We start from the raw sequence: 24064 nt of genomic DNA, 5'->3' as shown, positions 1-24064 counted from the left end.
ATATTAATCTTAATTTATTTTTGAGTTGAAAACAAAAAAATTCCACAGCGTGGAATTAAATGTTTTAAGCTTTAAATACTGGCATTTTATTGAAATTAGATTCGCTAAATTGCTCTGGATATAGATATGAAAGATATCTCATGCGTTCATAAAATGATGCTGTGTTGACTGGGTTATCACCCGAGCCAAAGAAACTGCGACGTTGAGTATCAACTAAGAATAATCCAATTCTGTATCCTCTATGCGGATCATTACCTTTTTCTGACTCAACACCATATCCAGCAAAATTACCTTCTGAATCATATATTGGTGATCCAGACGCACCACCATTAAAGTCCATATATAGAGTTGAAAAATTGATTGCGGGGTTACTTAAAGGTTTATCAGTTAAATAGCTTACTGAGCTAAAACCAATTGGGTTAGCAATCATGTATTCACGATATCTACGTCCATTGTAGCTATCTTTGTTATTGGTACCTGCCAGTGGAAAAGCAGCTATGTATCAGTTGTAAATTGAATAATCGTTAGCGTTTTCTAACTCGTTTGAAACCTTAATTGTTGGTAAATCCATTCAGTTTCAGAAAAATCTCATAATATCTTTTTCATCGCTTGTTAAAGATTTATTGCCATTTCGAGCACTATCTAGATTTTCTCTTGTGAATTTGGTCATTAATGGAGCCAAATCCATAATAGCTATTGCCATATCGGCGTGTGAAGAAAGATTTCTTTTGCCCTCTTTATCTAATCCACCGTTTTGTCCATTATTGAAGATAAAATCACCAATAGCTTTATTATTATTTGGGAAATCATTTGTTTCTTCGCTCTTTGTGTGTTTAACAATTAAGTCAAAATTAATTTTAATATTTTCAAAATGGGCGTCTTTATTAACTACAGTAGGTTCAGAGTTTCCAGCGTTTAAATCACTTGGTTGATCAATTACTTCAGGAATTCTAAATCTTACATATCTGCTGTTGTATCTAGAGTTGGTGTTGTTAGAGCCATAAATTGAATGGCCAATTAACTCTTTACGTTTGTAGCCATTTACCATCCCTAAATCGTTAGTTATGCTAAGTCAAGAACCATCTCACACGTGTTGGTTTGTAGTTACATAGAAGCGATAATCATTGTTGTCGCCAGGTTTTACTTTACCAAGCATTGAGAAAGTGCCTCCAAAATTTGGATCGACAATAAAAGTTCTTTTTCTTAGTGATTCTATTGCTTTATCTTGGTTTTGTTTAAATAATCTGACAACTTGTTCATTTTCGTGTTCAATTGCAGATTTAAGTGAATAGGTATTGGTTATGTTTGCTGTTTCGTTTTTACCAGCTAAAATGTTGCCATTACTGTAGCCTTTTTCAACAAAACGAATTGGATCTTTAGCATTTTCACTGATTCAGTGCACGTAGAATAAAGTATTTCCGATGTAAACAGATCTGCCTAAATTGTAGTAATGATCACCTTGGCGGTTGAAAAGTTTAATGTCTTCAAATCTAGGTTTTATAACCAATTTCAACACTTTGTTTTCTAGGCTAATGCTGAATTTATATAGACTTTGGATATAGGTTTTTAAATATTTTTCACTCTGTGTGTGTGATCTAGAAATAAGATTTATTGCTACATCATCTATATTTGAGTTCTGTTTAATCATTTTATATGAAACCGGAACACTTACAACATTGCGACGTTGAGCACTCAACTGGCTTTTATCGCTAAATTTACGGTAAAACGGCTCAAATTCAAAGTCAAAAGTGAACATTATATTTTCATCACTATAAGTATCTAGATTCTCAAATCTAGTTAAATCCTTAGTTAAAACAGCTTCAGTGTTAGTTTCATTGTAGGTGAAAACATTGTTTCTGATTAGTTCACGTGGCACCATTACGTTAATAGCTTTGGTGTTGCCATCTTCATCAATTAAGCTGAATTTATTATTTTTAGCGTTAATATCGCTAACTGCATCAACAGATGAGTTAAATATTTCTTTATTAAACTGAACCATTGATGAATAATTTTCAATAGAAAAAGGAATTATGTTTTTGTTAATGTTCGAAAGTCAAATATTTCTAATATCCGATAAACTTAAATCGGTTTTATTAGTTGCTAACTGTTCAGTGTATGAAGTATTTCTTAAGTTAAATTCTTGACTTGCATAACCTAGTTTTTCATTTAATTTATTGTATTTAAAAGTTCTGACAAAAGCCGTTGAATCTGGATGAGCTATAGTGATATTTTCAAAATAAGTTTTTAAAGTGTATGGCTCTACAACACTAACTGATTTAAGTTTGTATTTAATGTGATCATAGAACTTAGATAAATCAAATTTGTTTAATTTCTCAAAAGAAACATACACTTCTGGATATTTTTCATAATTTAAATTGTAGAACTCTTCTTCACGATCGGCAGGAATTATTGTATCAAAAGTAAATTTGAATCATTTATTTTTGAATGCTTGTACATGATCAGCATCAAAGTTAAAGTCAGCAGACGCATAAAATCTTTTTGTGGCGTTATCTTTTAGATATTTTATTGAATTTAAGGATACATCTTGCAATGATAATTGTTTATTGAAAATGTATTTAGAATCTAGATTAAACTTAGAAACTTCATTATCGTAGCTTAAACCTACAACGATATACTCTTTGATGTTTTTAGCTAAGTCATTGATGCTAAATGAAGCGTTTTGTCCACTTGTTTGATTTGCACTAATAACTTTTGATCATTTTTGGAATGGATTAGTACTTTTAACTAGTAATTTAAATGTTTTTGATGAATCTAAAGCGGTATTTGTGTGTACTGTGATGTTGGTTGAATTAACACTAATTCTGTTTATTTCAACATTGCCAGTTGTAGTTGGTGCTGTACTTTCATTTGGTAATAATACAGGACCAGCGTTGGTTATGTTGTAAGTTTGTTCATTTTCTTTGTAGAATAGCCCAATTGTAGTTTTATACTCATCTTTAGCCACTTTATTTGCAAAATATGTAATTCCATATGAATCGGTTTTTTTCTCAAGTTTAAGTGAAACAATATCCCCGTTTTTTTTCTGAACTTTTCAATAAAATTCGGGTAAAGTGGTTCTAGTTTTTGAGGTAATTTTTACTGTAATTCCCCAGTTTCTAGATCCAGAAATACTATCTTCCAGTCTAAAGGCAGGTCTGTTAGGAACTCTGTTTGTAAAGTTGAAATCAGCTGAATATTGGCCAATTTTTAACATTTCATATGTTTTATTTTTGTTTTCAAAATCACTGACTATTTCTGAATTTTTCAACAAATCAGTTATTACAAGTGTAGAAAAATTAGAGTTAAGCACCTCTAAAGAAGTTGAATAAGTGTTTTGAGACCCATTATCTTTGTTTAATATTAGTTCAGAAATTTCTTCGTCTTTTTTAATTTTTAATTTGTATGTAGCAGCTGAATCTGAGTTAGGAATATAAACTTTTAGATTGAAATTTCTATAATTTTTAGTGTATTTAGCCGAAGTAATGACTGGAACTGTGCTGAAGTTATCAAAGCTTTCTTGGGGAGCAAGTTGATTTTGAGTTGAACTATTTGATTTGATGTAGTTATTGTATTCTGCGCTTGTTGGTTCGCTTAAAGCACTAACGTCGTTAACATTTAATTCGTCTTTTTCAAATTTTTGTCATTCATGTTTAGCTACATAAGGAAGAGTTCTGGTAAAAGGACTTTGATCTTCTGATAAAGTCTGTCTAAAAATATCTAAATATCTAGCGTCTTGCTCGGCAAAATTTTGACTATTAGCTGAATCAGATGCAAGTGTGCTGAATGTTTTAATGAAAGAAGAATTTGAAATATCTACAGGATTGTTATTGATTTTTATTGAATAAATGTTAAATTGAGTTGAGCTAGGAAGCCCATCTAACACATAATCAAGAGTGTTTTCTGAGTTGTAATTACTTTTAGTGAAAGTTACGAAAGCTCCAGAAGAGTTTTGTAACACAAATTCAATAACATTGTTATTGGCTTTAGCTAAAGTTTTATCAGAAATAGAAAGATGCAATGTAGCTCTATTTGATGTAATTTGATCTACACTAAGAGAAGAAATGCTTAAATAATCAATTGTTCTTGGTGTTGTTGTGAAAGATTTATTTAGACCTGATTGAATATTTATGTTGGTTGAACCGTTTTTGATTTTTGCAATAGTGTATTGAGTATTTGCGCTTAAGTTTTCAATAGGGAATTCAACGTAATTAGACATTTTAGTTCCCGTTAGAGTTAGCACATTTGCTGGCTCTGAAGCTTTATGGTATTCAAGTGTATATATCGCGTTTTGGTCAATGTTATCTAAGTACACTTTAACCCTTGCAGAATCTTGATCTACTTCATCAAAATTAATATTTGTTACATTTTGCTCAACAGGTGTATTTTGAGGATTGTTAGACTCAGATGAACGGGTCGTAAAGCTTATGTTTTGATCTAAAACAAGAGTTTTTGAGTTTAATTTAAGCGATTGAACGCTATATGTTGTTAGAGATTCAAGGTTACTAATTTCAAAAGTTAATGAATTCGAGTTAGGTTGATAATTAGTGTTGGTGTATTCAGCGCCGTTGATGTTTAAAACAAATGTTTTATTAGCTGTGTTAGACAATTTAAATTTGCTAAAGTTAAATGTGATTTTGGCACTATTTGAAGTTATATCGTGGGTTGAAACTGCAGAAATGACAAAATCATCGGTTTGTGTATTAGGATCAGGTTGATTCTCGCTATTTTTAGCAGGGGTGGTAAATGTTAATTTTGTTGCAAAATCAGATAAGTTTAGCGCAGTTCCGTCAATATTGAATTCTTTAAGTGTGTATTGAGTGTTTGGTTTCAAACTATTTAATTGAACTTTAAATGATTTTGTTTGAGTGTTGAATTGAATTATTTCATCCTGGTTGGTTGATGAGTTTACAAAAGTTAGCTTAATTGGCTTTAGTGATGATATAAAATGAGTAAAAATAACATCTAAATATGTGTATTCGCCTTCGTTTTCAAAGCTTATATTTTCTAACCCAAATTCTACAACAGGTGTATTGAATTGAATTTTGTCTGTTTTGATAGCAAATAATTGATCATTAATTTTAATTTGATCAATGCTATATGTTTTACCTTGCGATAAGTCTTCTAATTTGAATACAAGTTTAGATTCATTGGAACTAATAATGTGATCAAGCGATATGTTTTTAACTACACCATTTAACTTGATTTCTAGTTTGGAAATATCGTTTTGATTAATTTGTTTGTTTAATCCCAGTTCAATAACAGCACGATTGTGTTTAAGGGTTACAAGTTTAAATGAATTAACAAATTCGGTTGCAGATTTTTCTTTTGTTTTAAATATGAAACTTTGTGAAATTTTTTTGTTGTTAATTAATATTTCTTTAATTTCGTAACTTGTATTGTCTTTAAGTCCTCTAAGGGTGAATGAAGCAAGCTTATCTGATTTTTTTTCAAGGTTTAAATTGTATCTAGTGTTTAATTGGCCAGTGCTTGAATCCACTAATGTTACATCAACACTATATTGTAATAGCTCATCTGAATCGAATTCAACATCAACATTAGCTAAGTTAACTTCGGCTTGAACCGATTTAACGTCCATTTTGATGCTAGAGTTGTTAAAACAAGAGGCACTAAGTACGCTAGTGCCAACAACTGTTAAAACAGCTGATGATAGTATATTTAATAATCTTCTCTTTTTCATAGTTTAATTATAATACTAACCTTAATATATACGTATATAGCCTTGCATAATTTAAAGCGAGGTTTTTTATTAAGTTTTATAATTTCCATATGAAAAAAAATACTAAATTAGTTTTATTGCCCCTGTTGAATGCCCCAATATTGATAGCTTCTTCGTGTACAACTAAAATTATTAACAATTATGAAAACCTAAAAATTGAATTCGATTTCAATGCAAAAACTAAAAAGTTGCAAATTGAACTTAACAAAAATGTAGCTGACTTGGATCTTAAGAAAGTAGAAATTTTATTAGAACATCAAAATCAGTATTCATACCAAAATACTGATTTTACAGTTGTTAATACAAACACTATCGAGTTAGATTTAACTCCTTTTTTTGAACAACATAATCAAGATACTATTAAGATTTTGGGTGTTAAATTTAATGATAATTCAATAAAAATCAATGAAAAATTGTTTAAATTAGAAAAAGATTCTACGGCTCATGAAGATATGGCTTTATCAGTTAATGCTTTAACATTTACTAATATTGGCGAGCATACAGCTAGCGTTAAAATTAGTATCAATAATCTTGATGCTTCTAAAATCACAAGCACGTATATATTTGTTAATGGTTCCAAATTTGGCAATTACTATATTGAACAAAACTCGTTAGTATTTAATTTGAATAATCTAAAACCATCAACAGAATATGCTATAGAGAGTTTATACGTAAACGATAAGGTTGTCGAGCTTAACAACACTTTACAAACTACCTTTACAACACTAACCAACAATGAACCGCCAATGGATAATCCAACTCCTCCTGCACAAAAAAATGATAATTTTCTTGTTTCTTCAATAAATTTTACTGAAATCACGACAAATTCGGCTTTAATTAATATTGAATTTAGTTCGCGTGAGTTGGCTAATGCACAGCAAAAAAACTTTGTTATTAGAATAAATGATAACGATTACCAAATTAATAATTATATCGCCGGTTCAAACAATATTAGTGTAAGACTGAATAACCTATCTCCCAATTCTCTTCACGCAATCCAATGATTAAAGTTAAACGGCAATAATCTAAATATCGCAAATTTTTCAACGTCTTTTAGAACACTGCCACACACATCTGATAATAGACTAAGGGATATTAATATCACTGACGTAACATCAAATTCTGCAAGAGTCCATGTAATATTTAGTGAAAACATTGAGTCCACTAGCATGTTTAAGCTTGGATATACTGATTCTAATTCAATCTTTAGTACAACTGATGTGACTATTACATCACCAAATTCATTGTATTTTACACTTAATAATTTAAGTTCTAATACAGCATACAAACTTAACGCTGTTAGCCTAAATGGTAAAAATTTAAACAAAACTGTTTATTTTCCTGAATTTAGGACTCAAAATATTGAGTCAATAGTTCATCCTTCTGATTTAAAAATTAATTCTGTACAAGTGGACTCAACAACTGATAATCAAGCAATTATTAGAATAAAATTCAATAATTTTATAGAAAATTCTTCACTAATGTTTGGATTTGCTGATAATTTAAACAATAGATTAAATGATTCAGATATTAATGTATTAAAAACCTCTAGCACAGCAATAATCACACTATTAAATCTAAATCAGTCGGCAAAATATCAGTTAAAAAATATATATTTAGATCAAAATTCTTTAGATATTGATGAAAGAGACCAAAAGATTTTCTATACAAAATCTTCCTTAAATACTCACAACGCTATAGATTATAGATTAATGGATTCATTTAATGATTTTGAAGCACAAAAAGCAATTTTAAACAATGAAAAAGGATTGCAAATAAGCAATATCAAAAAAACATTTTTAAATAATGAGCAATATCTCCTTTTTGAATTTAATTCTATTCCAAAAGAAAAAAACAAGTTGTTCACGTTTGAATATGGAGCTTTAACATACAAACTTAATTACGATGGTAATTCAAAAGTATTGCTATCTAAAGTTAGTGCAGCTCAACATGATAATGTGACCAATATTACATATAATTCTCAAAATATTGTTGCGAATGTGGTTATAAATTCAGTATTAAATTCAAATTCTACAACTTATGACCAGGTCAATAGTATTTCATTAGATGGTGATCAGCTTGTTCTAAATGGATCAAATATAAACGATGACGAATACGTTTTTACACTTAAACCTGAAGTAAATTATTATAACGCTGACTTCACGTTTAAATCGCTGGCAAGCAATGGAACAATCCGAACAAATGCAGACAATTTGGATAAAGGTTTTGACACCTATGTACTTACATCAGTGTTTAATATAACAAAAGGTAAAAAACTAAATTTACGCGAAGGAATTAAGTTGCGCTTAAACAACAATCTAAATGCAAGAGTATCTAAAGTGCAGTTTGCCAAAAAAGCTAATTCTTATAATACTTTTATTGGCTCAATTAATCTTCATATAGATAGCAATGAGGATGTTAAAAAACTAAAAAACAAATATATTAAACTTAGTTTTGTTGATAAATTCCAAAAAAATCTACCTTCACAAGCTGATACAGAGAGAAATTACTACCATGGGCAAGGATACGATTGAGAGCCTAAAGAACAAAGACTTGAAAATAATAAATTTGTATATTTAAATTTTGACGAGCTTAAAACTTTTGAATTTAATAACCTAACTCAAGGAATTGAATGAGAATTACGTTCAATAGATATAGTTAATAAACATAATTTACAAGTGTATAAAAGTCTAGATTTAGCTAATACGGCTAAATTAGGGTTAAACGTACTTTACGAACAAATTCACACAAATAATTCAGGTTTTATTAATGCATTTTCAAACTCGTTAAATAATCAAACAATTGAGGGAACAAACATTACGTTTGACGAATTTTTAAACATGCAACAAGCAGGTGAGCTAAGCGAGCTTCCTTTCAATGATCATGATATTGCATTTACACGTGAAAACTATTTAAATTTAAATAAATTTTATCTTTATGAAACTCAAAAATACTATTGGGTAATGCAAGAGGGTGAATATAATAATAAATTGCAGCGTGCCAAATTTGGCACAACCAAGTTTAATTTGGGTAATAAAAACTATAATTTTGCAACGATTGTAGAAAATTATGCACAAAAAGAATTTGCAGAATCTACTGATAAAACTACATTTACAATGCGTAAAAAATTGAATAATTTTAAAAACCTTGATCAAAGTAAAGACGCAATCATTAATTTTAATTTCTTCGGCTCGCCTACAAATATCAATTTAAGTTATTGATCTCATAATCAAAACTCATACGCTATAAGCTTTTCGTATAACGAGTTAGTTAAAAATAATAATGTTTTAGACAATATCAAAATAGATTTTGTGCGAAATTGAGAAGGTTTATACCGTGATATTTACTTTAGTTTTAACAATAATCGTTCGTTAAGTGCTAGTTTAAGTGATTTAGAACTTGAAAACATTATGAATCAAATGCTTAAGGCTAAGGTTTGGTTAGATTATTCAACCAATGAATTGGTTATTGAGCTTAAAACTAGAGACATTAACGCACAAATAAATAAAGATATATATTTACATGATTATTCGCAAAAACCTTCAATTTTTATTGAAAAAGCACTAAATTATACGTCAATCATGTACATTGATGAGTCAAATTCAACTCGTTTTAGCTACGTAAATGAAGAGTTACCTAAAAATAATTACCTAAAAATTTCAGGCTTTTTATTTGATAAAAAAACAGATTTTAAACCAATTAATATTGAAGAGCAAATTCAATTTGATGCCATAGAATGAAGAACTACCGAACCTAATAATCCTCTTTATAACGATGAAGCTATGAATTCAGCTTTAGCAAGAGGAATAGGAAGTAGAAAAGGAACGATGTGAATGGTTGCAAAAGTTGATCCTTATAATGATAAAGATTATAGATTTTATGTAGCAACTAATAGACACGTGCCAGTTTTTACTAACGAAAACGTGCACACGCCTCTTGATCACATTTCAAGGGAAGACAACAGTTTAACTGTGTCTAAAGATCATGAATTTAGAGTCGATAATCAATTATTCTGAGAAGGTGTTGGTAATAAAAAAATTGATGGAACTAGTGTTACTGGCGCAAACTCTAATTTACGTTCTGGCGCTGATATTCAAATCAATATTATGAATATTAAGTGATTTGTTGATTTTTACAACGCTAATAAAAGTAATGAATCTACTTTGTTTGGTGAACAACTTCGTAAATTTAAAATATCTAAACATGTTGAAAAATGAATGCATATTAAGCATAATAAAGTTTCAAATAAAGGTAGATATATAAAAAATCAGCAATTTGTGAGTTTATATGCCTCAAGTTTTCCATACCATGCAGGTAAGAAAAATGCGCAAGTAAGATTTAATTATATGCCTTGGATTAAAAGCGAGGGCTCAGAGTTTAACAAAGGACTTGCCGATGAATATAGGGTAATGAGGATTTTTAAAGATGTTAGAGCCGGCTCAACATTCAATTTAGCAAGCGGATCTTCAGGAACTGGAATTTTTGACGATGAAGGAAATATTTATGGAATTCACGCTTTAGGGGCAGGCTTATTTTCGGGTGGAAATATTCTAAATACTCAAAGAATCAATTTTTTAGGTGAATTAGGCGATTATAATGATGCTTCTTTCGCCTACAAAGTTGAACAATTACATAGACTTTATCCAGATAAATACCCTTTAACGAACATTTTTAACCAATTTGTTAAACCAATCGATAAATAGTTAAAATAGCGATCACTTGAATCGCTATTTTAAAATATTTTTTAATACAAGCTGTTTAGGTATTGAATTAACTAAAAGTTATTAATGAAATATTAATTTCAAGCAAAACTTAAAAAAGTTAATATTTTAATATTTTTTTGTTTAAAAAATAACTTTTTATAATTATAATGTTTACATTACTGAATATAACCAATTATGGAGGTACATATGCAAATCAAAAAAATATTTAAATATTCACTATTGCCAATGACGGCACTAGCACCAGTTTCTTTGGCGGTTTCATGCTTTAAAATAACAGACCCAAATCACCCAATTGTTGATAAAGAAACAAGAAAAGAAATGGATAAAGAAGGGTCTAAAACTGTTAAAAGAAACTACGATATTGACTTTACTCAACACGGCATTGCTGCTTTTAGTGGAGAAGTTAAAGTTAGAACACTTTTATATCCAGCACAAACTAGAGACAATAATCTAGATAAAGATGGCGTTTTCAATATTAAATTGCACCTTTCACCAGTTAAAGGAGCAACAGGTGAATGAGTTGCGTTTGCAACAGAAGTTAAATCATCAACTGACAACTCATTAGTTGATCCTGTTGTGATTAAAACCGCAACCACAATTGCTAATCCTCAAGATTCATATCCATTAAGATGAAGCTTTACAGGAGATCAAAGTTTAGAAAATGGAAAGGCATACACATTTGTTTTCTACAAAAAAGATGGTTCAGAAGTAATCGTATTTAATAGAGATCATATTAAATCAAACAAAGATATTTTCCCTGCTGTTTTACCACAATAAAATGTTTTATCACGCTATAAAAGCGTGATTTTTTGTCCAAAAACACTGTAAAATGAGTATATAAGTAAAATAAAAACCCCGTCGGGTTTTTATTGTGGGTTTATTACTAATTTGATTTGGTTTAGAATCTCTAATAATTTAGTCGATTGAGTTCTTCAATTAATTAACTCATCACTGGCTTTTTGCATTTGTTCTTTAATAGCTGCTAAATCTAAATTGATATGGCTGTAAAACTCGTTTAAATAGTAATCACGTTTTTGGATATTACTTAAAGTTGCTATTTTTTCTTTTAAGGCTAACACCTTTTCAAACCGCTTAATAAAATCTTGGTTTTGACGAATCGAATTCAGGGTGATATTGACTAATGCGTGCGAGTGAGAGTGCGAGTGTAAATCGCCACTATGGTTATGTTCATTATCTAGAGAATCTGCTAAATCACTTTGGTATTTAACATCATTGTAAATATAATCATCTATAAACAATTCAACTTGTTTAACAAGTCTATTTATCTCTTCATCTTTATATTGTTTGTTGCCTTGTTCCTTTAAATAATAATCAAAGGTTACAAAGGCATTTGAATTATTTTTCGCATTTAGACGACGTAAGGCAGAAGAAATTTGGATTTTAGCATCATCAATGATTGAGCGTGAAGCTAAAAATAATTTCGAACCTTCTTTTGAAGCTAGTCAATTATTGTATATGTTTATGCTGTCTTGATCTCAGGATTCATAATCTTGTTGATTTAACTGATAAGCACCAGAATGACTTAAGTTAGTTACCTTTTTAATCAAGTTAAATACTGTGCCTTCATTGTCGTGGTTAATTGCTTCAAAATCTTTGGCAAATTTTGCAAAATTTGTGTTTATTGAATAAAATTGTGCATCTTTTTGCCCAAATCCATTTTTGATTATGTCAAGTTGAGCATTAAACTTAGCTCATAAATCATTAATAGTTTTATTGTCGCCTGTTAGCTTATTTTCTTCTTTTTGAGGGGTTTTTGAATCATTATTGCATGAAGCTACTGCTAAAGCAAAGGGAACAATTGTGCCAACAGTGCCTAAATATAATCTAAATTTCATTTTCCCTCCTAAATATTTATTCTGCCAAAATTAAGTTAAATGTAATGTTTTGCGAAGTGTTATCCGCTACTTTTGTAACTTTAACAGTTAGTGAAAGTGTTACATAATCCTTAATTGTTTCAGATTTAATTGTGTATGTGTGTTGTTTTACTGCTACTGTGTTGCTTAAAAACTCATATGTGTATGCTGGTGTTTCTTCACCGCTAAAGCTGAAGCCAACACGTTGAGTTAGTGTGTTTTTCAAATCAGCAAACGAAATTGAATTTGCATCACCGTATAGGAAATCTTCTAATTCAGTGTCAATAGCAGTTAAAACATCTGCAACTGTTTCTAGCTTAAATGTTCCATTTTTTACTTCTTGAGCTCTTGCAACGTATGATTTAAGGTTTTCGTGTGCAATATTTGAACTTGTGTATTGAGCAATTCTTTCATTTGCTTTTTTCAAACGACCTTCAACAACAATTTCAATTAGTTTTTTTCTTGATTCTTGAATTAATGTACTTAATTCTTGAAGTTTTTGTTTTTTATCGTCAAGTGTAGTTGCGGCTGTTACAGCATTAACTGCTTGAGTAAGTTTTCCAGGTGTTAATTGTCCTCTTCTATACACATCATTCAATGATTTAGCATATTCAACTTGCTCTGCTGTGTATAAATTGTCTGCATTATCTTCAATATCGTAGTTTAAAATTAATTCTTTTAAGCCCTCGATTGTAGATTCACTATTACTTTCGTCTTCTGATTCTCTTAATTCACTAATTTTAGCTTCCACTTCAGATTCTTGAGTAACGTTAGTGAATGTGTAACTAAATGCTTGTTTTTCAGCTAGTGTTGGGTGTGCGCCTGAAGAAGCTGAAGTTAGTCATGTTTTAATTTCTTCTGCACTAACTTTGCCATTTGTGTATTGAGATGTGTTCAATCTTAATTCACCAATTTGAACATCTGTGTAGAATCTGTTAAATACAATATCGTGTGTGTTGGCTTCTGTATATTCAGTTGCACCTTTACCTTTAACTTTAATTTTAACAATTACTTGGTTTAATTCATCTGCTTTTTCAACAGGTGTAATTTCATAATCAATTTGAGAGTTATTACCTGATGTGAAAGCTTCAAAATCTTGTGATGAATATTTTTTAATCACGTTTAATTTTGCGGTAATATCAGCCGCTTCTTTTAATTCAGTGATAAAGTCGCTTGCTTTGATTTTTCTACCAGCTTCATTTACAACATTGTGTTTGTAAATGTGAATATTTTCAATTAAAGCAATACGGTTTCAACCATATAAAGTAAAACCTGGATGTCCTTCGGCATCAAAACCACGGTAAACTCTACCGGTATCTTTTTTCTCCGCGGAAATATATGCGTGGAAATTACCATCACCATGGTTGTGTGAGTTGCGGTGGAATGTGTAAATTCATTGTGAATTTTCGCCAAATTCCCCTTCAATATCTAAGTATTGGTTATCTTTAGCTCATTTTAATAATTTTGAGCCATCGCCATTAACGCGGTCAAATTCTTGGGTGAATAGTTCTTGGAATTTGATCGCACCAATTTTTTGTGCATTTCTTGCAATTATTGTGTTGATGCTGATATCTCCAATTTGAACTCTACCACGCTCAATTTTGCCTGTTTCGCCTTCTTGAGCCACATAAGCTTCAAAGCCGTTTAGTACAAAGCTTGATTCAACGCCTTGTGCGTTATTGAATTTAACTTTTAAGCTTCTGCCCTCAACTTCAGCTGAAAGGTATGTAGCTTTGGTTGCGTCGACTGGTTGAGTTAAAAATTGGTTGATATAAGCTCAAATTTCAGTGTTAGATTTATGTTGTTCTTTAAGTTTTTCAAGTCTTGCTTCAACTTCATCAGCGTTCATTTCACTACCAACGCTATTAAGTGTGTAAGTTCTTGTTTCTGGTGCTGGTGTAACTGGACCAGATGGTGGGGTAGGTTTATCACTGCCACCATTAGAAGGAGGTTTTACTTGGCCTCCAGGTGTTCCTGTTTCATCTTTAGTGCTTGTGCACGCTGAAGCTATAAATGCTGTAGGTGCTAAAATTGATGATGAAAGTAGGAATAAATTAAGTTTTTTTCTCATTATTACTCCGATTATTATTAATGCTTTATATAGCATGAAAAAAATGATTATTAGTCAAAAAATAAGGTATATGTTAATCAATATGATTATATATTATTTGGCAAATTAGCAAAATAAGTAAATAGACTTGAAAATGAACAAAAAAACGCAAATAAATGCGTTTTTCATTATTTTTTAGCGTTTTCAATTGAACGCATAACTGCACGAACTTGTGATTCTGAAGGTTTTTTACCCATTTGTGAATACATAGCTCTAATCATTTTTTCGGTAATTGGAGGATTTTCTTTTAATTGTTTTTGAATTTTAGATCTTGCGATAAAAAAGCCAATTAAACCACCAATTAGTCCCATTGTTATGGATACGAAAATACATGTTAGTACTCATCCTGTTAATCCCATAAAGCCTCCTAATAAGTTTTAACCTATTTTACCATAAATTTTCAAAACTTTATTTGGTATCCACAGGTTGATATCCTTTAATCATATCATCAAGCAACACTTCTTTAAGTTTTTTACTTGAATTGTATTTTTTATCAGGGCTATCGCCTCAATAAATATACGCTAGTGTGTGGTCACGACCATAGAAATAATCTCTTAGACCGTTAGCGCGTGAATTATATTTGCTTCAACCTCATGTAATAATTTGCAACCCTGAAATATAGTAATTTAATGGCTGTTTGTTACGTTGCAACCCAATTCACTCTAATTTGTCTCCACTATATTTGTTAGTTAAGTCTGGATATTGACCAGCTTGCGATCTGAAGGATTGCATGTAGGCATCCATAATCATTGCTTCTGAAGTTGTGTTTGTTGCGTTTCAAAATAGTCCCGAAGGTGTATTTTCATACATGATTTGGGCAATAAAAGCATAAAAGCGTCATAAACTTTGATAGCCAGCTGAGTTTTGTTTTAGCTCATTAATAGAATTGTATGTGCCTGATTTATCTGTCAATTCTTTGTAGAATTGTTTAACCATTGGCTCAACAAAAATCTTGATAAATTGTGACACTTTTCCTTTAAGTATTCCACCAAAACCGCTAGTTGCGTTGAATTTAGTGCCACCGTTGCCTCCAGATCCTTTTTTAGCAAACATGATGCCATAAATTCCTTCATTGAAGCTTTTTGGTGAGTATTTAAAAATTAAGTTTACAAAATCAACATAGGCTGCACCATCAATATTGCTTAGAATTTGTGAAAATACATTCATGTTGTCGAAGATTTTACCTAGCATTATTGTGCCATCATCAGCACTAATAAATTTAAGGGCGCCTTTTTTAAATGCTTCTTGTAATTTGGTTGATAATTCGCTTAATGGATAGCGATTAATTGATTTAAGTGTGTTGAATAATTCATCAACAATATTGTCTAAAATCTGAGTATTTACTGCTTGTTTTGCGAACGAATCAATGAATTTTTGTACTTTGATATCTTCTTCATTTGGCAGTGCAATTTTACCTTTACGCATTGTGTTGGCTAAAATTTTACCTAATGCGTAAGTTAAATTATTTTGCTCAGTAATTGATTTTTTAATTCAGCTTTTCAATGAACGCTTGATTACATCCGCATTGGTTGAATTAAAGAACTTAACTAAAGCATCTGGCCAAGAAGTTAATCTTGCATATTCTTCGCTATTTTGGAATATTTCGTCTAAAAACGTTGTTAAAACTTGTTTTAGCTCATCAGATTTAAATGTTTTTAAAACTGTATCATGTGCATCTTTTTCAGTTAAACCTGCACCAATTAATCCGCTAGTTAAGCCAAAGTCTTGTGCAAATTTTAGCAATTGCTCATCTTGAGTGGTAATGCTTTCTACAATTTTTAAAATAATTGCTTTAAGTGTATCTTTATTAGCTGCTAAAGTTTTTGAACGCAACAGAATTTGGATGTGTTTATAGTTAGTTAAATCAAAAGTTTTCAGTAATTTTTGTGTAAAGTTAGCCCCAAATTCAGTTAAAGTATTGTGTTCAGTGGCTGTAACTTTAACCGCTTTAATAATTGAAGGAACTACTCCTAGAGAGTGCATTAACTCAGGAATTTCTTCGAACAGATCTCGAGCAAATTTGACGTTTTCAGCACTTTCAGTGTTAACTCCATATGGACTTATGTGTTGTTTTCATAATCCGTTTAGCAAGTTGAATATTTTTTCATGTTTTAGAGCTCTTAATAAAATAGTTTCTAAATTAGTTGCTATAACTTGTTCATTTTGCTCAGATTTTAAAATCACATTTACTAAATCTAAAGCTGTGGTTGCTGCGTCAATGCTTTGAGAGTTTGCAATAGCTATGTTCATTAATTCTTCAATTAAAGCAGCTATTTCTGTTGAAGATTGAGCTAGTGTGTCATTAATTACAACTTTAAACTCATCTACACTCATGTATTTAGAGATTTCAGTTTTGGTTTTTTCATCTAAAACTGAATAAATACTTTGCGCAATATTTACATTGGTATTTGCTCATTCTATTGTGTTTTTCAATAGTTTGATCAATACTTCTTTATGTGTTTGCAATAATTCTGCGTTTGCTAAAACTTTTAAAACTCCGACTATATTACGTTCTGCATTTTCGCCTGTAAATACTGTGGTAGCTATTGAGTTAGCTAAAGCAACTAAGTCAATACTTGTGCCTTGTTCAACAAATTTATCAATAAAAGTATTTATTGTTTGCGAAAGCAAGTTGGTGTTGTTTTCTCAGTGCGATAAATTAGCTAATGCACTGACTACCAATGGCTTGAATTCCTCAAAAGTAATATTTGTTGCTAAATTATTGCTCTTCAATTGAGCAAATCCGATTGTTGCTACCAGTGTCGCAAAATCGGGATTGGTTGAAAGTTCAACAAATAAATTCTTGATATTTTCTTTAATATTGTCTAGACTTTGATTTTGGTTAAATCAACGTTGAATTAGACTAGCAAAATCCGAAATATTTTCAGTTGTAGTTTGCTCATTAAATAAACCTTTATTTATAAAATCAGTCAATAACGTTTTAAAGTTTTGATTATCTAAGGCAAAATTAAACAGATTTTTTACTGAATTTAATTCAATTTCTTGGAGTGAGGTTGGCAATTTTGTAATTAATTTAGTGATAACTGGATCAAATTCTTGTTGCTGAAGAACAAATTTTGCCACATTTGAAATTGCTTGAATCAATTCGGTGTTCACGTTGTCTTTGAACACTAATTTAACTAGTTCGAAAATATTGGTTGCTGTATCTATGTTTGTGGTGTTGATTTGTGTTAATAATTGGATGACTTTGTCCACAAAGCCTGAAAATTCTTGGCTTGCTAAAACTTTTTTGTTTAATGAGCTAAATTGTTCCAATGTTAAAGTATTTTTGGCGTTAACACCCATTAATTCGTAAATGCTTGTTCACACAGCATCAGTATCTTTAGCGTAAATTAACAGTTTATTGATTGAAAATTTCAGTATATCAACATGTTTTTTAGCAAAATCATCTTTTAGTGTTTCTTTGACAATGTTAAATGCAATAGTGCTATTTCCTTGCGTAAATAGTGATTTTAATAATGTAAATATCGCACTTGATAAATCAATATTTTTACCATTTAGTGCTAATTCATCAACAAATGTGGTCGCAGTTTTTTGAATAAGTTGAGTAGATGTTTCTAAATTAATTAACTTTTGAGCTACATCATTGACGAATGATTTTACTTTTTCAATTGTAATTGATTCGGATTGTAAACTAGGGAATAACAAATATGCTAATAGCTCTTTTATTGATGAATCAGATAGCAATGATTGTACAAGAGTGCTTAATTTTGTTATTATTTGTTGTTTGTTTTCTTGAGAATTGAACCAACGCTTGATAATGATATTAAAGTCAGTAAAATCAGAGTTTTGACTTCCCTGTGTTAATAAAGCATTATCAATGAAATTGGTCAATAACGGTTTAAAGTTTTCTTGTTGGATAATTGCTTTGAAGCTATTTTTTAACGCTTGCAATTGCTCGCTGGTTGGATTTGTAAAGATAATTAATGCAACTTCGTTTAGTATTGTGTTAGCTTGTTCGCTGTCAATAAAATGAATTAAAATTTGACTTAAATCACTCAATATTTGGTCTTTATTAGCTACTTTTCACGCTTGTGCACCTAAATCTAGACCAGTGTTGATATTATCTAAATTTTCAGATGTGATGGCAAATAATGCCTCAAAAAGATTTTGTGTAATGTGTGCTAGATTTTCACTTGTTAAAGCTGCATTTAAGGCTTGTTGTCAAATTTGTTGAGTAAATGTTTGCGAAACTTTAGATTCTAATAAACTAAATGTTTTTTGTGCTAAAAATTGCACAAATGGCTGGAAGCTAACTGTATTTTTAACAAGTTGTTGTAAGACATTTTTGCTTTGTTGTACATTTGGTGATTTTAGGCTTAGTTTAATGATTTTAACAATACTTTGTTCAATGTTTTGTGATGAAAATACTGAATTTACAACGCTTTGCAATATTTTGCTAAAGTCAACGTTGGTACCTTCTTGACTTAAATTAGCCAATGTTTGGTCAATTAAAGTTGAAATGAAATGGTGATCATTTTCAAGGTTAGATAGACTATTGATTGCAATTTTAACTAGGTTTTTAAATTCTTCTTCATTAATATTATTTGCTAAATGTTTAACTTCTTTTAATTCATTGTAGGCAAATTGTGCCACTATATCAGCAAAATCAGGTTGCTGAATCAATGCTTGAATAATAGCCTTAGTTTTTGAAGCCACAAATTCACGTTTTGAATCTGATTCTAATCATTTTTGGACGATGTAGTTAAAGTCTCTAAGTTTTGTTAAATCAAAATCAGGTTCAATTACTGTTGAATCTATAAAATGTTTTACAAGTTCACGTAGATTTTGGTTAGTTAGTAAGTTTTTAATTACTCATTTTACACGCTCAGGCGAAATAAATCTAAGTTTTACTGGTAATTCAGGCTTGATTTGCTCGTAGATTTGGCTAGTTTCATCATAATCCAATATTTTTTGCAATAAAGCTATTGAATGTGAACCAATATTTGATTGATCAAGTTGAGCAAAAAGCAGTTTTATTAAATCATTTAAGCTATTTAGCTCGTTAACTTTTTCAATCGGTAGAGTGGTAAACAATTCAATTAAGATTGTAATCAATTGAGCATATTCAGGTTCATTAATTAATTTAGTGATGATTGCATTTGTGTGTTCTGGGTTGATTAAACGGATTGCTTTTTCACCTAAAGCTTTTTCTAAGAAATTAGAATTCAATGCGTAATCTTTTAGTGAAGGTGAAAAAGCAATAATTAATTTAGCTAACACATCTTTGTTATTACCTAATAAGTTGCTTTGAACCAGTTGCTTAAATAGCGCTAATATGTTTGCTTCTATGTTTTGTGGACTAAAAATTTGTTGATTTAAGTTAGCAAAAACGGATGCAAAATCAACTCTAATTCCGTTTATTTTAATTTGCTCAACAAGTTTAGCTGAAAGCGTGTTAAAAATCTGAGTTGAGTTATTGATTGGCTCAATTTGAGTTAATACCGCTTGAATTAGTTGTTTTAATTCATCTTTAGTGATGTTTTGTGCTTGTGCGCCATAATTTTGCAATTGATCATGAGCTAATGTGGCTAAAACATCTATTAAGTTTTGATTTTGGCTAAAACTAATAATTAATTTAGGTACCTGTTGTGCTAAGTTTTGTTCATTTTGTTCATTTTGCAATCATTTTTTCAATAAAAAGTCAAAGTCAAGTATCTTGTCTAATGTTGTTTCATTATTGAAAATAGCATCATTGATAAAGCTTGCTAAAACAGGTTTTAAACCTTCAAATCTTAATGCATCTTTAGATAGATTTATCAGACTTTCAACATTGATATTTTGAATGAAAACCGGTAAATTTTTCTGATTTTGTTGAATAATTTGCACAAATGATTCTTGGCTTAAAATAGCAACAACTAAATCAATTGTTGAATTAACTAAATTGTTGACGTTTTGGCCACGCAAAGATGTTTTCAAAATGTCAAAAATAGTGTTTTGGTTTTGAATTTGTGAGTATTCAATGCTTGCTAATGAATCAATTAAGTTATTGGCAAAATTTTTGAATTGTTGGCTGGCAAAAGTGTTTTGAGCTAAGGTCAAAAATTTGTCTTTAGCTACATATGTTTGAATGTTAGTTGGCAACAGTGAGTAAAGTTTATTGTAAATACTATCCGCGTGTTGTGGAGAGCTAATAACATTAGAAATTAAAGTGGAGATAAGCTCTTTATTTTGAGTTAAAATGTTATTTTTTGCTAAGTATTTAACAATATTTACGATTTTTTCTTCACTGTTGGTTGCTTTAGTTAGCGTTGCTAAAATATTTTGAATTAGGGCATTTAAGTCAAGTTGTGTACCATTGGTTGCTAGTTCATCAACAAATAAATTAATTAAATCATTTATTAAATTTGTTTCATTATTGAAGTTTTCTAAATCTGCTAGCAGTGTTGAATACAGATTTACAAATTGCTCTTTGGTTACGTTGTTAGTGTTAGGGAATTGACTATCGTGGTATTTTTTGCTAATATTAGCAATAATTTCAATAAAATGAGTATTTTTTGTAATATTAATTGCTAGTTTAGTTAGATTTTGTTTTAGGTTTGATTTAGCTTGCTCATTTGCAAGTCAGTTTTTAATATTTGCGTTAAAGTCAAAATTTTCTACTGTTGCAATTGGCGAAAGTAAAACATTATCAATAAAATCACGTTCAATGGCAAGAAAATCTTCATTTTTTAATAGTGTTTTGGCTAGATTTTTTAGCGAATCAATATCTGCTTGATCTGTTTGGATTGGTAATAAACTTAAACCTTTAGCAATAGTTGGATTGAGTTCAGGTAATTCTAAAATTTTGGCAACCAAATTATTTAAAGCTACGACTACATTTGCATCATTGACAAATAAAGTGCGTATTAACTCATATAAATTATTTGCTTGTTGAATTTGTTGCTCATTTGCACTAGCAAATGCATCAATAACGCTTTCAATTAATGTGCCAAACTCGTCAAATTTAATTGTTTTATTGATCAGTTGAGTGAAATTGTCTCTGCTAATTCAGGCTTCAATGTTTGTGCCTAATTTTGAGTAAATAGAATTGATAAATTCAACAAAACTGTGTGAATTTTGTTTTGAATATTGTAATAAGTTAGATAAAAGCGTTTTTAGAATTGGTTTGTATTTTGCAATTTTACTTTGTGAAGCGCTTTTGATTAGGTTTAAAACAGTTTGCTCAATGTTTTGTGAGTCAAAGTGAGAGGCAAGCGCGCCAAAAGTTTGTTTGCCGAATTCTTCAACACTGAATTTGTTTGGCAATTTAGATTGTAATTGCGAAATTAGTGAGTTTGAAATAATTTCTACTAGATTAAATTGCGAATCTAATCGAGTTCATAGATTCAACACATCTGCAGAGAATTCACCCAATAAATCTGGGTCAATGTTAGCAAAATATTGAGGGAAATTGTGTACTAGGTTTGATCCTATACGCGCCAAAATGTGTTTAAATTCTGGTTGAGCCACAAAATCTTTAAGAATATAAGTGAAAATATTTTTAATTGAAGCTGTATTTTTTTCGTTACGGATAAATTTAAATCATAAATCTTCAAAGCTTTGGCTGGTGGCGTATAGTTTGCTATCGGCTATGATATTTTCAATAATATCGGCAACATTTTGTTTTAATGTTTCAGAATTTAAGGCCAATAAAATTAATTTTTCTACATCTGAACGCGAAATAACCTTCGCAAATTCAGGTTTATAGAATAAATTAACCAACTTAGCTACTTTATCAGTTGTGAAATCATGGGCCACTAAATTAGTTAGCAATGTTTTTACAATTTGTTTAAATTCAGCTAAGTGTTTAGTAAATACGCTGGTTTGAGTTAGGCTAAAAATATATCCAATAATTCTTTGCTCGTTACCTAGTTCATCCCTAAAAGCTTGAGCTAAATAATTAATTCTATAGTCTTTAGCACCTGGTAAGCCGTCTTTGTCTCAGTCTGTGTTTCAAAATGCTTGTTCTACATTTTGTAATAAATTAGCAACAATATTTGAATCTTTGAATCATTTTTTCAAGCTTTTTAGGTTTTCTTTATTGTTTTTGTTTAAAAAGTTGCTCAATAGTTGATCTGGATCAATTGAACGATAAAACTTGGTTTGCAATAGAGTTGGCAAAATTTGTTCAAAAACAATTTCTTCAAAAGCAATTGAGTTTAACACTCTACGGAAGTAGTTTTGTTGACTAAGTTTATTTTTTTGAGCATCATATAGATTATCTTTAGCCACAATAAATGCATCTTTGTCATTGCCAAAGATTTTGTCAATAATTTCAAAAGGTTTTTGAGTGGTTTGGATTTGAGTTAAAAATGATTCTTGGTCACTTTGAATATATTTTTTATCCCAATTAATTCCATGTTTAATTAATTCAGCTTGATCACGTGAAGGATTAATTAGTTTAATAAAAATGTCTTGAGCAATTTTTTTATAGCCCCTAGCTCCTGGGTGAATATCAAAAAGTGTGTTAACCAAAACTTTATGGTTAGCAATTCAATAATCATGGTCAAAAGGGTTAATGAAGTAAGTTTTATTACTGTTAGCAGTAAATTTGATTTTTTTATTGACTAGATCAATCAAAATTGAACTAATGCTAATTCCTTTATTGTCACTATATTTATTTATATGACGATCAAGCATGTCAAAAATCATGCTTAAAGGAGTAGGAAAACCTATAAAGTTAATATTTGCTTTAGGAGCTAAAGCACGTAATTGTTTGATGAAAAGGTCTTGGCGCTGTTGAATATTGGTGAATAATGTATTGAATAATTCACTCAGAAGTCGTGTAATTTCAGAGTAATTTGCATTTTGCGAATTAATAACTTTGACAATTTCGCTAATTGGAAAACTACCGATGCTTTCGGCTACGGTTTTCATAAAATCATTTGCACCTAGCGAAACAGTAATTAAGTTTGATTTATTTAATTGTTGTACAAGATTAGTGTATTTTTGTTTTCAATTAGCTGTAAATCTTTTACGCATTAAAGCTAACTCAATTTGAGTTAAGTTTGCTTCTTGTCCACGTGATTTAAGTAAAATATTTCAATCGGCAAAAGTTGAGCCAGTTACTGCAAAGTTTTCAAAGCTTTGTAAACGATTAATTTGTTGAAACATTTGCGCTAAATAAGCAGGATAAGATAATCCGTGCACTTGGCCATTTTCGAATTTTCCAGGATAGTCTTTATCTAGTCGTGCAACAAAACCAGCGGTAATTGAATCGCCTAAAGCAACATAAGAAATTTTTTGATCTGGTGCTATTGCTAACGAAGAATATTTTCGATCAGATAAACTAATTAATTCGGTTGTTTTATGATTTGGCCGAATTGTTTCAGATTGCTTTCCAGAAGGCAAAGATGGAATCAAAGTATTAACAACATCTTTTTTTTGTTTTTGTTTTACTTCTGATGTTTGTTTAAGTGTTTTTTCCTTGGTTGGTATTAAACTTAAAAACGTAGCTAAAGTAACAGTTCCTGTCAAAGCGGTTAGGGATGCTAACACACCACGCAATATTTTTTTCTTCATCTTGATATTTCCTTTATATGTATTGATATATTATATATCAATAACTTTTTTTCAAGCTTTTTGCATACCCTTGCAAATTTGAAGATAAAAAAAG

Annotated in this window: 7 protein-coding genes; 2 read left to right on the top strand and 5 right to left on the bottom strand. The window is 30.2% G+C overall.

The genetic code is table 4. The features are described from left to right. Window positions 1–64: 64 nt before the first annotated feature. Window positions 65–5698: a hypothetical protein gene (locus T329_RS0102350; RefSeq protein WP_029608843.1), complete on the bottom strand. Its 5634-nt coding sequence runs from the start codon at window positions 5696–5698 to the stop codon at window positions 65–67. An 89-nt stretch (window positions 5699–5787) separates the two neighbouring features. Between T329_RS0102350 and T329_RS0102345 the strand changes: the two genes are divergently transcribed. Then, complete coding sequence (locus T329_RS0102345; protein WP_029608842.1) at window positions 5788–10440, top strand: hypothetical protein; 4653 nt, start codon at window positions 5788–5790, stop codon at window positions 10438–10440. 207 nt (window positions 10441–10647) lie between these two features. Continuing rightward, window positions 10648–11238, top strand: coding sequence for a hypothetical protein (locus T329_RS0102340; protein ID WP_029608841.1), 591 nt, complete (start codon window positions 10648–10650; stop codon window positions 11236–11238). A gap of 89 nt (window positions 11239–11327) precedes the next feature. Here T329_RS0102340 and T329_RS0102335 read toward each other — a convergent pair whose 3' ends face one another. The 4 genes from T329_RS0102335 to T329_RS0102320 all read right to left on the bottom strand — a co-directional run bounded on the left by T329_RS0102335 (window position 11328) and on the right by T329_RS0102320 (window position 23970). After that, a complete protein-coding gene (locus T329_RS0102335) occupies window positions 11328–12317 on the bottom strand; it encodes an MAG5150 family histidine triad lipoprotein (RefSeq protein ID WP_029608840.1) in 990 nt (329 codons plus the stop codon). A gap of 16 nt (window positions 12318–12333) precedes the next feature. Beyond that, entirely contained in the window at window positions 12334–14406 is a 2073-nt protein-coding gene (locus T329_RS0102330; protein ID WP_029608839.1) for a hypothetical protein, read from the bottom strand. Between the two features lie 167 nt (window positions 14407–14573). Then, window positions 14574–14804 carry a YneF family protein gene (locus T329_RS0102325; RefSeq protein ID WP_029608838.1) on the bottom strand — a complete coding sequence of 77 codons (231 nt, stop codon included), beginning with the start codon at window positions 14802–14804 and terminating at the stop codon, window positions 14574–14576. Window positions 14805–14853: 49 nt separating this feature from the next. Then, window positions 14854–23970 carry an SGNH/GDSL hydrolase family protein gene (locus T329_RS0102320; protein ID WP_029608837.1) on the bottom strand — a complete coding sequence of 3039 codons (9117 nt, stop codon included), beginning with the start codon at window positions 23968–23970 and terminating at the stop codon, window positions 14854–14856. Window positions 23971–24064: the final 94 nt, after the last annotated feature.

The organism is Mycoplasma simbae ATCC 49888 (assembly GCF_000702705.1).
Classification (GTDB): Bacteria; Bacillota_I; Bacilli_A; order Mycoplasmatales; family Metamycoplasmataceae; genus Mycoplasmopsis; species Mycoplasmopsis simbae.
This window is presented reverse-complemented; position numbering and strand designations above follow the sequence as displayed.